Genomic DNA, 14,512 nt, shown 5'->3' with positions numbered 1-14,512 from the left:
AGAGGTATCAGTGCACCCTGGCGCGGACGTTCTCGCGCAGGGCCATGGTTTCCATCTGCTCGATCACGAGCTTGATGGCCTCGGGCTGCTGGTCTGGCGGGTAGCCGTTGATCACCAGCAGCCGTTTGACTTGGGAACGCAATTTGGCGCGTACATCTTCGCGTACGGTCCAATCGGTTTTCGCATCCCTTTTCATCATGGCGACGAGCTGGCGGGCGATCTCGGCAAGGATTCCCGGACCTTGCAGATCGACCGCGGACTCATTCTGGCTGATGGCATCGTAGAACGCCAGTTCCTTGTAGTCCAACGGCGGCTCGAAGCGTTCGCCACGGCTGGCCTCATCGGTGATTTCGTCGGCCATCTCCAGCAGCTCTGCGATGATTTCCGCGCTGGTGAGTTGCTGATTCGTGTATTTGCGCATCAGTTCGGTGATGCGCTGCGAAAAGGCGCGCTGGCGAATCATGTTGTGCGCGGTGACGTTGATGGATTCCTCGGCTACCAATTTACGCAGTGCCTCGATGGCCAGATGCTGGTTCTTGGCCTTCTTCGCCTTCGCAACAAATTCCGGGGTGAGCTGGCCTAAGCTGGGCTTGGGCATCCCGGCGGCTTCGTAGATGTCTAAGACCTCACCGGTGACATCGGTGGACCGGGCAATGAGGTTCCCCAGCAGCGTCTGGATCTCGCTTGGAATCGGGCGTCCGTTGGCGCGGCGCTCCTGCGCATCGAATTTCGCCATCCAGACACGTACTTCCTCGAAGAACTGCACATCTGCGCGCAGCTCATCCACCGCGCCGGAGGCGGAGCACAGCGACCAGGCGCGCGCCAAGGCCGAGGATGCGATGCGATAGGTTGCCCCGAGGCTGGCTTCGCCTTCGGCTGGCTGATTGCCTGGAGTCAGCGGATCGCGCAGGTAGTTCACCGTGCTGTGCACCGCGCCGAGCCAGGAACGGGCCGAAGGCCCGCTGCGCAGCAACCGCCAGTCGATACCGGCGAGCATCTTTTCGATCTGGGCGATCAGCTGCTTGGTGAGGACCGCCAGTTCCTCGACGTTGCGGCCCACGGGTTTGCGTTTCTGGTCAGTGGAGGAGTATTCCTGCAAAGCCGCCGCCAGATTATCGGCCAACGGGGCGAAGGCCACCAGCAACCCGTCTTGTTTGCCGCGGAAGGTGCGGTTCACGCGGGCCAGGGTCTGCATAAGCAGGGCGCCCTTGAGCGGGCGGTCCAGGTACAGGGTATGCAAGGCCGGGGCATCAAAGCCGGTGAGCATCATGTCCTTGACGATGACCAATTCCAGTTCGTCCTCGGGGTTCTTCACCCGGGCCTTGACGATATTGTTCAGCGAGTCGCGGCGGACATGCGTGGACACCGGCGGCACATCCGTGGCATCCCCGGAATAAACCACCTTGATTTTGCCGGCGGTCAACTCATCGCTATGCCAGTCCGGGCGCAGCCTGATGACCGCGGCGTAGAGGTTTGCGCAGATTTCCCGGGTTCCGCCAACGATCATGGCCTTGCCATAGGTGGGTTTTCCCTCCGGCTCGGCGATGAACCCGGACATGGTTGCCCGACGCTCCTCCCAGTGATCCACGATTTCCTTGGCGAGCATCTCGATGCGCTCCGGGGCTCCGTAGACCGCATTGACCACGGCCACCGATTGCTCGATCTTGACTCGTTCGGTGTCGTCCAGACCGACGGTGGCCTCATCCGCCGCATTGTCGATGTCCTCTTCGCTCAATTCCTCCGAGCGCTGCACCTTGATCAGCCGCGGCTCGAAGTACACCGGAACGGTAGCCCCGTCGTCCACGGCCCGGGACAGGTCGTAGATGTCGATGTAGTCGCCGAACACGTCGCGGGTGTTGCGGTCTTCAAAGGAAATCGGGGTGCCGGTGAAGGCAATGAGCGTGGCACCGGGCAGCGCATCGCGCAGGTGGCGGGCATAACCATCCAGATCGTCGTAGTGGCTGCGGTGGGCCTCATCCACCATGACGATGATGTTCTTGCGGTCCGACAGCAATGGATGGCTTTGGCCGGTTTCGCGTTCGCGCTTGGTCTTGCCGAATTTCTGCAAGGTGGTGAAATAGATGCCCCCGGTCACCCGATTGGACAGTTCTGCGCGCAGGTCGCTGCGCCGTTGGATCTGCATGGGAGTGTCCGGGAGCAGCAGCGAGCGCTCGAACCCGGCGAAGAGCTGGCCGTCCAATTCGTTCCGGTCGGTGATCACCACGATGGTCGGATTCTTCAGCTGAGCGTGCCGCATCACCCGGTTGGCGTAGAGCTCCATTTCCATGGACTTGCCCGAGCCCTGGGTATGCCAGACCACCCCGGCCTTGCCGGTGGACTTCACCGCTGTGATGGTCGAGCCTACGGCCTTGGCCACGGCAAAGTACTGGTGCGGCTTGGCGATGCGCTTTTGCAGCTCCTCGCCGCCGTCGAAGGCGGTGTACCAGAAGAGCAGCTGGAGGAAGCGGGACGGATTGTAAAGCCCGGACAGGGCAGTTTCCAGTGGCAGCGGCGCTTCACCGCTAAGGTCATGGCCGGTTTCCACCGGCACCCCGTCATCATCGACCTTCCATGGAGAAAAATGGTTCAGCGGGGTAAATGGGGTGCCGTACCGTGCATCCAGTCCGTCGGAGGCGAGCGTGAACACGCAGAAGCGGAAAGCCAACGGGAACTCGCGCAGATAGGTTTGCAGCTGGGCGTGGGCAGTGGCCACGGTGGCGGAGACCGCACCGGCCTTCTTCAGCTCGACGATGCTCACGGGCATGCCGTTGCAGTAGAGCACTACGTCGAAGCGGCGCTCGTATTCGCCCTGCACGAGGCGGACCTGGTTGACGGCCAACCAATGGTTGTCCGTTTCCTCCATGCCCATCAGGCGCAGGGTCGGGTTTTGTTCGGTCCCGTCCGTATCGTAGTAGGACAGCCGATAGCCTTCGGTGAACATCCGGTGGACCCGGTAGTTCTCCGCAATGGCATCTTGGGATTTGGGAGCGATGATTTCAGCCAAGGCTTGCTGCAGATATTGGTCCGGCACTCCAGGATTCAACCGACGCAAGGCGGCGAGCAGGCGCGGCTTGATCAGCAGTTCATCCCAGGAGTCGCGCTCGCCGGTGCCAGGGGCAATGTACTTGCCGTGTTTGGGTTCCCAGCCTTCTTCGCCGAGCCGTTCGAGAGTGATACCTTCCCAGACATCCTCGTTGTTCATCGAATTCATGAGGGATCCTTTCCTAGGACTGCTGATCTAGCTGATGGGCATCTTCGAGTTCTGATTCGAGCTCTTCGATGGTTGGAAGTCCTGTGGCGAGCTCCGCCGGCAGGGAGTCCTTGATTTCGGTGGCCCACTCGGCGACGCCGATGGGGGATTTGAACCCACGCAACGCGTATTCGGCCACGACTTCGTTTTTCGTCTTGCACAAGAGCAGTCCGATGGTGGGTTCATCGTCTGGCTGGGCGAGAAGGTCGTCTACCGCGCTCATGTACATGCCCAATTGCCCGAGGTGGCCCGGTTCGAATTTGGTGACTTTCAATTCGATGACGACGAAGCGGCGGAGCTTGAAGTTGTAGAAAAGCAGGTCCGGGAAGAACTCGTCTCCGGCGATATTCAGTCTCATTTGCCGGCCGACAAAGGCGAATCCACGGCCAAGTTCGAGCAGGAAATGCTCGACATGCTTGATGAGCTGGTTCTCGAGGTCCCGCTCGTTGCGTTGGTTGCCCAGCGACAGAAAATCAAAGATATATGGGTCTTTGATGGACTCTTGGGCCAGAGTGGCAGCCGATTCGGGAAGCCTGTCGTGGAAATTGGTTACTGCTTTACCGGAACGTTCATGCAGGTGAGTCGCGATCTCGTGGACGAGGGAGTTACGGGACCAGCCCTCTTCGATAGCTCGCGATGCATACCAGAGCCGAGCCTCGGAATTATCAAGCTTCTCTAGCAAAGCGATGTGGTGGTACCAAGGTAATGTTGCAAGCGGCGCTTGCAACATTACTGAGCCCGGCCATGCCTCGGCTAGCGATTTCATGTACCGGAGATTTCGCGGAGAGTACCCTCGCGCGTCAGGAAACCGTTCCTTCAAGTCAGAAGATAAGCGCGTCACTACACGTGCGCCCCAGCCTTCCTCGGTTTCTCGGGCGAGGAGCTCGGCGCCAATTCCCCAGTAGGTGTGGATTAATCCCTGATTTACGGCGGAAATAGTACGAGCTTGACCAGTCTCGATACGCGTGGAGACAGCCGTCAGGAGGTCGATGTACCATTGCGGAACGGAGGATCGTGCTGGGGCATTCGAGAACCCGATTTTACTCAGTCTGCTGGAATCCCTGGGCTGAGATTCATGCATGATAGAACTCCGTTCAACAAGTTGGGGCGGGTTACTGTCTCGTTTTGCTATCCTGCTTCTTCAATGAGGATTGGGCGGGCCAAAATGATGCGCCGTTCATTAACGTCTGCAGTATCCAATACGGCCGCAGTTAGCCGAGCGGAAGGGAGACGGATTTGCCGATCCCAAGTGCGGCGTGAACGTTCAGTCTCCTGCATGGCAAAAACTGCACGATCACCGCTTTCGATCCATACAGCCATCATTGCGGAGACATCGGCAGCAACTTCTGGTGAGTTGAGCTCAAGTTCCGTCCGCACTATTTCGGCAAGGATTGATGGATCAGAAGGGTATCCGCGTGTTGTGCGTAGCTGCTCCTTGGTCCAACCCCGAACCCAGCCACCATGGGCGACATTGTCAGGCGAACCCACAAGAATTAGATCCGTTTCTTGCTCTCGGAACGGTTGTTGTGGAGGTGTATTCGAATGTCCCCACATGACGCTTGCCTCGCCATAAGTACTGTTCCCGAATAATCCAAATGGCATAACGCCGATGCATAGATTGGTAACGTAAGTATCTAGTAATGAGCCTTCGAATACTTCCCAAGGGTCTTTTCGAATTTGGCGATTCTTTCGTCGTGCCACTTTGAGAGCCATATCGACGCGTTCAGCCGACGAGAGTACTTCGCTATGTTCGATGTTTCGTTCGGCGCTGAAAAATCGCGATAAACCAACTTTCCATCCGCGAGTGCGAGACAGTATATGCCCATCGTGCACGTGATCCATGAGCGCTCGCTCCGAGAAATAGTGCATGGCTAAGCGCCTGCCTGCTGAGCGATATGTTCAGCATCTCTGACACTAAGTTTTCCGGACATGAGCTGCGGGAGGAGCGTATCCCGTGTTAGCTGCAGGAGCTCGTTTTCGGCCAAGAATCCAGCGATGGTATTTTCAATTGCGCCGACCTTTGATTCAATTTCTGATGCAATATCTTCACGCACCGTAGGGACTAGAATCCCATGCAACTGAGACTTGTTTATGGAACCAAAAACGGTCCCTTCTGCTTCGTACGGTGCCCAAACCGAACTTTCATGTCGAAGCAGGTGGAACAAGGTAGCCTGACGGCCAAATTTGTGTCTAACCGCTGAAAGTCCGCGACCTATGCAAACCTCATCTTGAGAGAAATTCACTTCCCCAACAGGGGCACGTACGCTCAACAGTATGTCGCCCTTTTGCGCAAGTCGTAATGCGTTAGTTGTGCTAACGCGACGCGATGGGAAACGCATGCCGAAATCGCGGACCCCTTGGAAAAACGCTATGCCCTCGCTATTTTCATTCAGGTCTGATCCTTTAGGAGAGGTACCCATGACAATGTTCGCGGCTTCATCGAGTCGTTGAGTCAATGACGTGACTGTCATTCGAACCATAGTTTTGGCTAAGTCGTCTGCAGTATCAGCGAGTTTTGTATTTGCCGCGATCTTGTCGTCGAGCGCGCCGAGAACTTCAGCGATGGCTTGTTGAGTGCCGATTAAAGGTAGAGGCACTAAATGCGAAGCGGCAAAATCGGTGTATTGGAATCGAGCAACGCCAGTATGCTGAACTTGGTACTGCTCAATTTCACCGGAGAGATACATCGACTGTAGATACCAGTAGAGGTATCTAGGGTCAACGATTTCACTATTCGCACGCATAAATCGGGCGAAGCTGGCGCATGTGACTGGACTGCTGAACCCTGCTTGAACTCGTTCCGAAAAGATCATGGTGCGCCCGGTTGGCCGACCAGGTGAGCCCCCTGCTGTTTCTATTAGAATGTCACCTGGCTCCAAGGTTCTACGCTGTACGTTTTTCTGATTCAAGAAGCGGACAGGGACTTTTCGCGTATCTCCAACGGAGACATCATGGAAATCAGTAGCACGAATTACTTGGTACTTTTCATAGCCATCCTGCTCCTCTGCTTTCCCCCAATCGCCATCCTTTGTTGTTATCAGGAGGTCTTTGAGGAGAATTCTACTAGTCTTGTGCATTCTGAACTCTTCCCAACTGCTGGCGAACAATTTGATCCAGTCGCGACGACTCATCCAACTGATCGAAGAGTCCCTTCTTCAACCGTTCTATCTTCTCTTCGATTGGTTCACCGTCGTCTTCGACTTCAGCGGCCCCGACGTAGCGTCCCGGGGTAAGGGCGTATCCCGCATCCTTAATTTCCTGAACTGTGGCCGAGTAGCAGAATCCCGGAACGTCTTCGTAGGCCCCTTCGGCAGATTCCTTGCCACGCCACGTATGGAAGGTATTGGCAATCGTTGAAATATCTTCATCGCTGAGTGCTCGTTCGGCGCGGTCAACCATGTGCCCCATACTGCGGGCGTCGATGAACAGCGTTTGCCCCGAGCGGTCCGTGGAGCCACCTACGCTGGCAGTTTTGTCTTTCGCGAAGAACCAGATGCAAACGGGGATGCCGGTGGAGCGGAAGAGCTGGGTTGGCAGGGCCACCATGCAGGAGACCACATCGTTCTCCACCAGCTTGGCGCGGATGTCTCCCTCGCCACCGGAGTTCGAGGACATGGAGCCATTGGCCATAACCACGCCGGCGGATCCGCCGGGTGCAAGTTTGGACAGGATGTGCTGGATCCACGCATAGTTGGCGTTGCCGGTGGGCGGAACACCGTAGGCCCAGCGGGGGTCTTCCTCGTTCCTCGCCCAGTCCTTGATATTGAATGGTGGATTGGCCATGATGTAGTCGGCTTTCATCTCCGGGTGGAGATCGCGGCCGAAGGTGTCTCCCCAACGGGGGCCCAAATTCGCATTTAGGCCGTGAATGGCCAGGTTCATCTTGGCCATGCGCCAGGTGCGCTCATTGAGCTCCTGGCCGTAGACGGAGATCGCCGTGCGATCCTCATTGTGGGATTCAAGGAATTTCTCAGTCTGGACGAACATGCCGCCCGAGCCGCACGCTGGGTCGTAGACGCGGCCGCTCTGGGGTTCAAGCACTTCAACCAGGACTCGCACCACGCCTGCTGGCGTGTAGAACTCGCCGCCTCGTTTGCCTTCGGCACGGGCGAACTTCTCCAGGAAGTATTCGTAGACTTCGCCGAGCAGGTCGCGGGCACGCGTTGACCCTTCACCAGTGAACCGCGCACTGTTAAACATGTCGATCAGTTCACCCAAGCGGCGTTGGTCTACGCTGTCGCGGTTGAAAATGCGCGGTAGGGTGCCGGCCAGCGTTGGATTGGCCGTCATCAATTCATCCATGGCGGTGTCCACAAGCTCACCGATGTTCTTCGGAGCATTTCCGTCAACCGCGGACAGGCCCTTGGCATTCACAGCCAGGTGGGACCAGCGAGCGGCATCTGGAACAAAGAATGCGCCATGTCCGGTGTACTCGTCCGGATCATCGATCAGCAGGGCGATCTGGGCCTCGGCCAGGCCGCTGTCCGTCAATTCGGCGCGGATCTGTTGACGCCGCTCTTCGAAGGCATCCGAGACGTATTTCAGGAAGACCAGACCAAGGATGACGTCCTTGTACTGCGAGGCATCCATGGATCCGCGAAGCTTATCCGCAGCTTTCCACAAGGTGTCTTTGAGTTCCTTCATAGTTGAAGGAAGCGCGGCTTGGGCCGCTGACTTTTTACGGGGTGGCATTGCTGCCTTCCTTTCGCTGGGTCCTGCGATCAATCATGTCAATTTTTTGGTCAATAACCATATTGGTTAATGAGTTTTCAAGCGCGTTAATCGTTTCTATTCTTTTTTGCGCGATCTTTTGCTCATTTTTCAGAAACTCCAAAGCTCGAACCAGCAGGTCTTTTTTGTCTTCGGGACAGATCCGGATATGCGTTCTCGGCCATTGCTTCAGCTGCTGGCGGTTAAGCGCTTCGACTATGAGGTCAGGGATCAGCCCACTGGAATTGTCCGCGGTAATTCGCAATGCCTTTGCCGGGAATCGCACCACTCGTGAGCCTTCGCGATCTACGACCGCCCGGACTTCGCCGGTTGTGCTGAAGACAATGTCGCCGGGTTCGGTCAGTTGGCTGTTCCCATAGCCGTTGGCCAATGCGAAGTGGGAAATAGTTGCATCCGTTTTGGCACTGGGTAGCAAGCTTGCCTCCCAGATGCCGATGCCAGAACGTACTGAGTCGTCGACATCACCTGGAGCAAATCTGGTGCCCGGCAGATGCTTCAAAGCACCGGACTCAAGCAGCTCACCGATGGTTGGTTCATGTCCGCGCTTGAAGTCCAGTCGAGTTTCCAATGCAGAAAATTCGAAAGGAAAACCGGGGCGGGCTTCGTTGGTTTCCTGCACTACATCGGCAAGAGCCTCCAACTCGGTGACGGCTCGGGCGGACGTTGCGTAGTCGGTGTAGATCTCCCGCTCCATGCGTGGTGCGGGAATCAGTCCTCCGGATGCAGCGACCAACGTGGGAAGTGGCATCCAGCGTGAGTGGATTACGGCCACTGGTCTCTTGCTGGTCATATTCCGTAGACCAAACGCCACCTGCGCGCCAAAATCCGCATTGAGCAGCTGCGTCAAAGTCCGTAGGCTCAGATCCGAGACGAGCATGCGTGCCGGACTCTCTCCGGTGCTTGGCAGTTCCGGCCCAAGAATCCACAAGGCCATGCGCTGCCGTGGCCTCGCGGCCCTTACGCCAGATGGGAGGGAAGCGATCACGTGAACACGCCGACTGCGCAGGATCGTTGAGCGGATCGAGTCCAGCTCCTTGTCCTCCAGCGGTTCGCTGAGAATCGATGCTGGTCCAACGATCAGTCCTCTGTCCTGACGGTCGAGGCTGAGTGCAAGCTCATCGATTTGGGAAAGCAAGGCACTTGCCTGGGCATCCGGGACCTCGGAGGACGGCAGTTGGGCCAGATAGGTTGCCTGTCCGTCCGTATGGACTGAGTCCAAGATGACATTGTCCTTACCGGCGGCAACGGCTACCACTCGACGCATGGCCATTCGCGCCAGTGCCGACCGCGCGGCCGTGTTCGGTTGCTGCAAGCCAACGGTGAGCGATTCTGTTTCCGGGAGTCGAGCCAGTGTGCTGAGCAGCAGGTCGCTTCCGCCGCGGGTGGCCTCAACTATCGCGCCTTGACCGCGCAGGGCCAAGGCCACGTCCGCGAGGAACAAGAGCGCGTCTTCGCTGAGAGCCGTTTGGTGCAGCTCCTTCAAGCCCTCGGTGAACCGCGCCGAATAGATGGCTTCCAAAGCGTGAGCCGCCGTATATGCGGCGTCAGCGCACATGTCCGCCTTCTTTGCCAGATGCTGCAGGTTCCGTGATTCATGGATTTCCTTGAAAAGGAACTCATCATCCGGATCTTCTTCGTCGGCCAGGTCCACGAGGTCATCGACTGCGTAGGTGCCCAAAGGCTCTCCGACCAGGGTCCTCAAGGCCAACAGCGCGGTCAATGGCTCGATGTCCTGCGGATCAATCTGGATATTTATTCCAGCGTCGGTCCGGACATGTGGGTTGTTCCCTTTGCCAGTCTCTTCCAGCCACGACACCACGTCATGCGAGAAGAAATAGCGCTGTTCGCCGCGAACCACGGCAGGTTCTGGAAATGGTGTGGAGCCGGCGGCATGCCGCTTGATCCACATATTCACGACGGGACGCCTGACCTGAGCCAGGCTCGCAATATCGGACATGCTCATGAGGTCACCGTGTTGATTTTCCATGAACACCTCCTGGAATTGTGGCGCCGATTGTTCCTTTCTCCATCATGTCAGAGTTCCAAGCAATACTCTCATTTTCTTTGATAACCCCCATTATCAGTTTATTTAATGACTCAGAGTGAATGTTCTCCGTAGCGTGGACTCGTCAGCACAAGCTGGCATCCAGTTCGGCCGGGCCAAGTTTGGGGACGCGGTCCGGCCCAGCAGATCTCATCACTTTCCAGGAGGTAGCGACATGTCGGAGACAGCCGACCAACCGCCAACTGAAACCAGCGAATTGGAGCAAGCAACGCGCTTGCCGCGACGGTGGATGCTCCCGGCAGCAATTGGGGGAGTTGCCGGTTGCCTCATCGGTGCGCTGGCGGTTGCCGGCATGTCGAACCCTGGACTGTTTGCCGGCGGGCCCGATTTTGCCCAGGTTGCCGAGGAATGCGAAGTTTCCGCGGAAGGCTTTCTCGTGCTGGATGACGGCGAGGCGCTGCAGCTGGACAGCAAAGGCAGTGACGTCTGGGATTCCGGAACGGAGGATTTCGCGCAGATTGCCTGCGTGCTGGCTGGGCTGGAGGTCCCCGGATCGGTGATCAGCAAGATCGACAGCACCCGGGCGCTGGATGGCCGCCAAGACGACAACTGGGATGGCGTGGCGATTTCCTGGTCCTACCACCCCGACTCCGGGGTGGACATTCTTCTAGAAAAGGAGCGGTAACCATGAATTCCACCGAGCAATCCTCCGCAGTTGGTTCTTCGGACGTCAACGGAAAGCGCCGCGGATGGTTCAAACCGTTGCTGGTGCTCGTGATCCTGCTGGGAACGCTGGCCGTCGGTTTCCTTGTCGGAACCGACAGCGTGGATCCGACCCAGAGCGAGGAATACGCTGCTCTGGAGGCCGAGAAGTCCGCAGTGGAAGGCGAACGGGATGCCTTCGAGGAGGCGCGCGACGAGGTGCGGCAGGAACTCGACGAGTACCAGGGTGAAACCGAAACCCGGGAAGCCGAGCTGGCTGAGCGCAGCGACGAGCTGGATTCCAGATCCAAGGGGCTCGACGAGCGCAAGGAGGAGCTGGATGAAACCGACGTTGCGCTGGCCGAACGCGAGAAAGCCGTCGGCAAGGCCGAGGACGAGAAAGAAGCCAACACCGTCAGCAACGGCGTGTGGACCATTGGCGTGGATCTCAAGGCCGGAACCTACAGGTCTGACGCGCCAGTCTCCAGCGACTGCTATTGGGCAGTGCTCAAAACGGGGACCAATGGGGACATCATCGACAATGACATCCCTGGCGGCGGCCGTCCTTCGGTCACCGTGGGCAAGGGCCAGGACCTCGAGCTGAGCCGTTGCGGTACCTGGACCAAGCAATAACTGATCATCACTACCTATGAGGCAGCTTCTAGCTGCAAGATTGAGGAATATCATGTCCAACCATATTCAGCAGGCTTATGGCGCTCCGGGGTATCCCGGTGACCAGGCGCCAGCAAAATCATTTGTCGCCACCTGGCTTTTGTCCTTGTTCTTCGGGTTCCTCGGGGTGGACCGTTTCTATCTCGGCAAGATCGGTACCGGTGTGCTGAAGCTCTTGACCTTCGGTGGTCTGGGAGTGTGGGTGCTGATCGACTGGATCATCATCCTGACCGGATCGATGCGCGACAAGTCCGGCAGGTTGTTGGACGGTTACGCTAAGCACCGGCTCGTCGCGTGGATTGTCACCGCCGCGTTGCTGGTCGTGGGGATGGTGTCAGGCGGTAGCAGTGCCGCAATGCTTGCCAAGACGGCCGCAGACGTGCCGGCGGTGTCGCAGCAGGCAGATCCCAGCTCTGCGGCAGCAGCCCCGGCTGAAGCCGAAGAGGAAGTTGTCGAGGCCCCGGTCGGCGAAGCCGTCGAAGAGGCTGCAACCTGGCAAGAAGTGGTCACGTTGGAGGGCGGAACCGATAAGTCCAGCTCCACCTTCGACCTAACTGGCGCGGAAGCCCGCATGACGTACTCGTTCGCCGGCGGCGAGGATTTCGCCATCGGTGCCATCTACGTCTTGGAAGAAGGGATCGTGCTACTCGAAGACGGCGGCATTCCCGAGGTCATGCTCGACGGCCCTGCCGAAGATGAAACTGCACTCCATAAGAGCGCGGGCACATACTACCTAGACGTCAACGCGGCGAACTTCAGCGGGTGGACCGTTACCATCGAAGAGCTGCGGTAGGGGCGGGGGACGATGAAATATCTGCTGTCCAAAAAGGCGGAAGTCCTTGTATCTGCCATGTTCCTCACCGGTTGCCTGGCCATAGCCGCCTCCAACATTCTGGACAACGTTGACGAAGCTACACGCGGGGCGGAGCCCAACTACCTGATCACCGGAGTCTGGGTACTGGTCGCATTAGTGCAGATAGTGCTCTTCATCATGCACTTGAGCGCCTTGCGCACCTACAAGCGGTACGTTGCACAAACCGGAAATACGCAGGAAGCCAAAGCGGGACCGGAGAACCCGGAGTAGCCACCTCCAAGATTCTCGCAGGGAAGGCCGGGCCAGAAAGCAAAAACCGGGCTTGTTTGACCTTGGAATCCAAGGTCAAACAAGCCCGGCTTTGTGCTGCCTGTTAGATTAGTCGGCGTCGACGATCGAGGCGATCACGGCGCCGGAGGACAAGGATTCACCGGGGCTGACTTCCAAACCCTCGATCTTGCCAGCGCGGTGCGCGGTGATTGGCTGCTCCATCTTCATCGCTTCGAGCACCACAACCAAGTCTCCTTCGGCTACGGTGTCACCGCTTTCCACGGCTACCTTCACGATGGTTCCCTGCATGGGCGAGCGCAGCTCGGCGCTGTTTCCAGCGGCGGCGGCCCCGGCCTTGCGGCCCGGCTTGCGCTTCTTCTTGGCGGCCTTGTCATTCGCGGCGGCAGAGGCCGCGCCCAGCGAGGAGGGCAAGGTGACTTCCAAGCGCTTGCCGGCAACCTCAACGGTGACCGAGGTGCGTTCGGCAGCCTCTTCCGCCTCGACCTGCGGCATCGGGTGCGGCTCGATGACGGTGGCGAATTCGGTTTCGATCCACCGGGTATGCACCGTAAACGGCCCCGATTCGGGCACGAAGGCCGCATCGCTCATCACCGCGCGGTGGAATGGCAGCACCGTGGCCATGCCTTCGAGCTGGAACTCTTCCAGCGCGCGGCGGGAGCGGGCCGCGGCGATCTCACGGGTAGAACCGGTGACTATCAGCTTCGAGATCATCGAGTCGAAGTTGCCCGAGACGCTCTCGCCGGCTTCGACGCCGGAATCCACGCGCACGCCGGGGCCGGTGGGCAGAGTCATCTTGGTGATGGTGCCAGGGGTGGGGACGAATCCGCGTCCGGCGTCTTCGCCGTTGATGCGGAACTCGAAGGAGTGGCCGCGGACCTCGGGGTCCGTGTAGCCGAGCTCTTCCCCGCGGGCGATGCGGAACTGCTCGCGGACCAGATCCAGCCCGGTGACCTCTTCGGAGACGGTGTGCTCCACCTGAAGTCGGGTGTTGACCTCGAGGAAGGAAATGACGCCATCCTGTCCCACGAGGAACTCGCAGGTGCCGGCACCGGTGTACTTCGCCTCGCGCAGGATCGCCTTGGAGGATTCGTAGAGCCGGGTGATCTGCGCTTCGCTCAGGAACGGCGCCGGGGCCTCCTCGACAAGCTTCTGGTTGCGGCGCTGCAAGGAGCAGTCGCGGGTGGAGACCACCACGACGTTGCCCTGGACATCGGCCAGGCACTGGGTTTCCACGTGGCGCGGCGCATCCAGGAAGCGCTCGACGAAGCATTCGCCACGGCCGAAGGCCGCGATGGCTTCACGGACTGCGGACTCGTAGAGCTCGCCGATGTCTTCGCGGTTGCGCACCACCTTGATGCCGCGTCCGCCGCCGCCGTAGGCGGCCTTGATGGCCAGCGGCAGGCCGAACTCGTCGGCGAATGCGTAGACCTCTTCGGCCGAAGCGACCGGATCCTTGGTACCCGGAACCAGTGGAGCGCCCACCTTCTCGGCGATGTGGCGCGCCTTGACCTTGTCGCCCAGCTGGTCGATGGAATCCGGGCTGGGGCCGATCCAGGTCAGGCCCGCGTCGATGACGGCCTGGGCGAAATCGGCGTTCTCGGCCAGGAAGCCGTAACCGGGGTGGATCGCGTCGGCGCCGGAACGCTGCGCGATATCCAGAATCTTCTCGATACGAAGGTAGGATTCGGCGGCGGTGGTGCCGCCCAGTGCGTAGGCTTCATCTGCCAGGCGCACGTGCAGCGCATCGCGGTCCGAGTCGGAGTAAATCGCAACCGACTCGATTCCTTCATCGCGTGCTGCACGGATAATTCGCACTGCAATCTCGCCGCGGTTGGCGATTAGCACCTTCGTCAATGGATTCATGGGTGAACCTTGTCTATAAAAAATTAGGGTTTCTCACCTAGGAGCCTATCGGCTTTGTGGGAAGTATATGTACTTATCCGGAAAATCTGGGGTGTTAGGCCGATATTTTTAGAGGGTTCCTACAAAATGTGCTGCCATTTGAGCCAAAGGCAAAACTCCTGATGTCCAGCGGCCTAACAGGCGC

The 14,512-nt window shown here is 58.6% G+C and carries 11 protein-coding genes; 4 read left to right on the top strand and 7 right to left on the bottom strand.

Going from position 1 to position 14,512, the window contains the following annotated elements; translation table 11 throughout:
- Positions 1-7: 7 nt before the first annotated feature.
- From CQ015_RS04400 to CQ015_RS04375, 6 genes are read right to left on the bottom strand one after another with little or no spacing between them, the layout of a single operon-like run.
- Entirely contained in the window at positions 8-3,202 is a 3,195-nt protein-coding gene (locus tag CQ015_RS04400) for a type I restriction endonuclease subunit R (RefSeq protein WP_219844261.1), read from the bottom strand.
- Between the two features lie 22 nt (positions 3,203-3,224).
- Positions 3,225-4,331, bottom strand: a complete 1,107-nt coding sequence (locus CQ015_RS04395) for a YhcG family protein (RefSeq protein ID WP_105569868.1) — start codon at positions 4,329-4,331, stop codon at positions 3,225-3,227.
- Positions 4,332-4,378: 47 nt separating this feature from the next.
- Positions 4,379-5,092 (bottom strand): hypothetical protein, encoded by a 714-nt coding sequence (locus CQ015_RS18700; RefSeq protein ID WP_146113372.1) that lies wholly within the window; start codon positions 5,090-5,092, stop codon positions 4,379-4,381.
- 29 nt (positions 5,093-5,121) lie between these two features.
- Entirely contained in the window at positions 5,122-6,381 is a 1,260-nt protein-coding gene (locus CQ015_RS04385; RefSeq protein WP_105569870.1) for a restriction endonuclease subunit S, read from the bottom strand.
- Positions 6,314-7,942 carry a class I SAM-dependent DNA methyltransferase gene (locus CQ015_RS04380; RefSeq protein WP_105569871.1) on the bottom strand — a complete coding sequence of 543 codons (1,629 nt, stop codon included), beginning with the start codon at positions 7,940-7,942 and terminating at the stop codon, positions 6,314-6,316. The genes CQ015_RS04385 and CQ015_RS04380 overlap by 68 nt, the downstream gene beginning before the upstream one ends.
- On the bottom strand, positions 7,929-9,968 hold the full coding sequence (locus CQ015_RS04375) for a hypothetical protein (RefSeq protein WP_105649479.1): 2,040 nt from the start codon (positions 9,966-9,968) through the stop codon (positions 7,929-7,931). The genes CQ015_RS04380 and CQ015_RS04375 overlap by 14 nt, the downstream gene beginning before the upstream one ends.
- A 232-nt stretch (positions 9,969-10,200) precedes the next feature.
- Here CQ015_RS04375 and CQ015_RS04370 point away from each other — a divergent pair, with 232 nt between their 5' ends.
- Genes CQ015_RS04370 through CQ015_RS04355 form a run of 4 tightly spaced genes read left to right on the top strand, consistent with a single transcriptional unit; the run spans position 10,201 to position 12,444 of the window.
- A complete protein-coding gene (locus tag CQ015_RS04370) occupies positions 10,201-10,671 on the top strand; it encodes a hypothetical protein (protein ID WP_105649478.1) in 471 nt (156 codons plus the stop codon).
- 2 nt (positions 10,672-10,673) lie between these two features.
- Positions 10,674-11,321 (top strand): Rnase Y domain-containing protein, encoded by a 648-nt coding sequence (locus CQ015_RS04365; RefSeq protein WP_105649477.1) that lies wholly within the window; start codon positions 10,674-10,676, stop codon positions 11,319-11,321.
- A 52-nt stretch (positions 11,322-11,373) separates the two neighbouring features.
- Positions 11,374-12,153 (top strand): TM2 domain-containing protein, encoded by a 780-nt coding sequence (locus tag CQ015_RS04360; RefSeq protein WP_258137757.1) that lies wholly within the window; start codon positions 11,374-11,376, stop codon positions 12,151-12,153.
- Positions 12,154-12,165: 12 nt separating this feature from the next.
- Positions 12,166-12,444 (top strand): hypothetical protein, encoded by a 279-nt coding sequence (locus CQ015_RS04355; protein ID WP_105649475.1) that lies wholly within the window; start codon positions 12,166-12,168, stop codon positions 12,442-12,444.
- Positions 12,445-12,552: 108 nt separating this feature from the next.
- Here CQ015_RS04355 and CQ015_RS04350 read toward each other — a convergent pair whose 3' ends face one another.
- Positions 12,553-14,328: a biotin carboxylase N-terminal domain-containing protein gene (locus CQ015_RS04350; protein WP_105649474.1), complete on the bottom strand. Its 1,776-nt coding sequence runs from the start codon at positions 14,326-14,328 to the stop codon at positions 12,553-12,555.
- Positions 14,329-14,512: the final 184 nt, after the last annotated feature.

The organism is Arthrobacter sp. MYb221, from assembly GCF_002979835.1.
Lineage (GTDB): Bacteria > Actinomycetota > Actinomycetes > Actinomycetales > Micrococcaceae > Glutamicibacter.
Note: the sequence above shows the minus strand (reverse complement) of the source record. Positions and strands in the feature narration are given on the sequence as shown.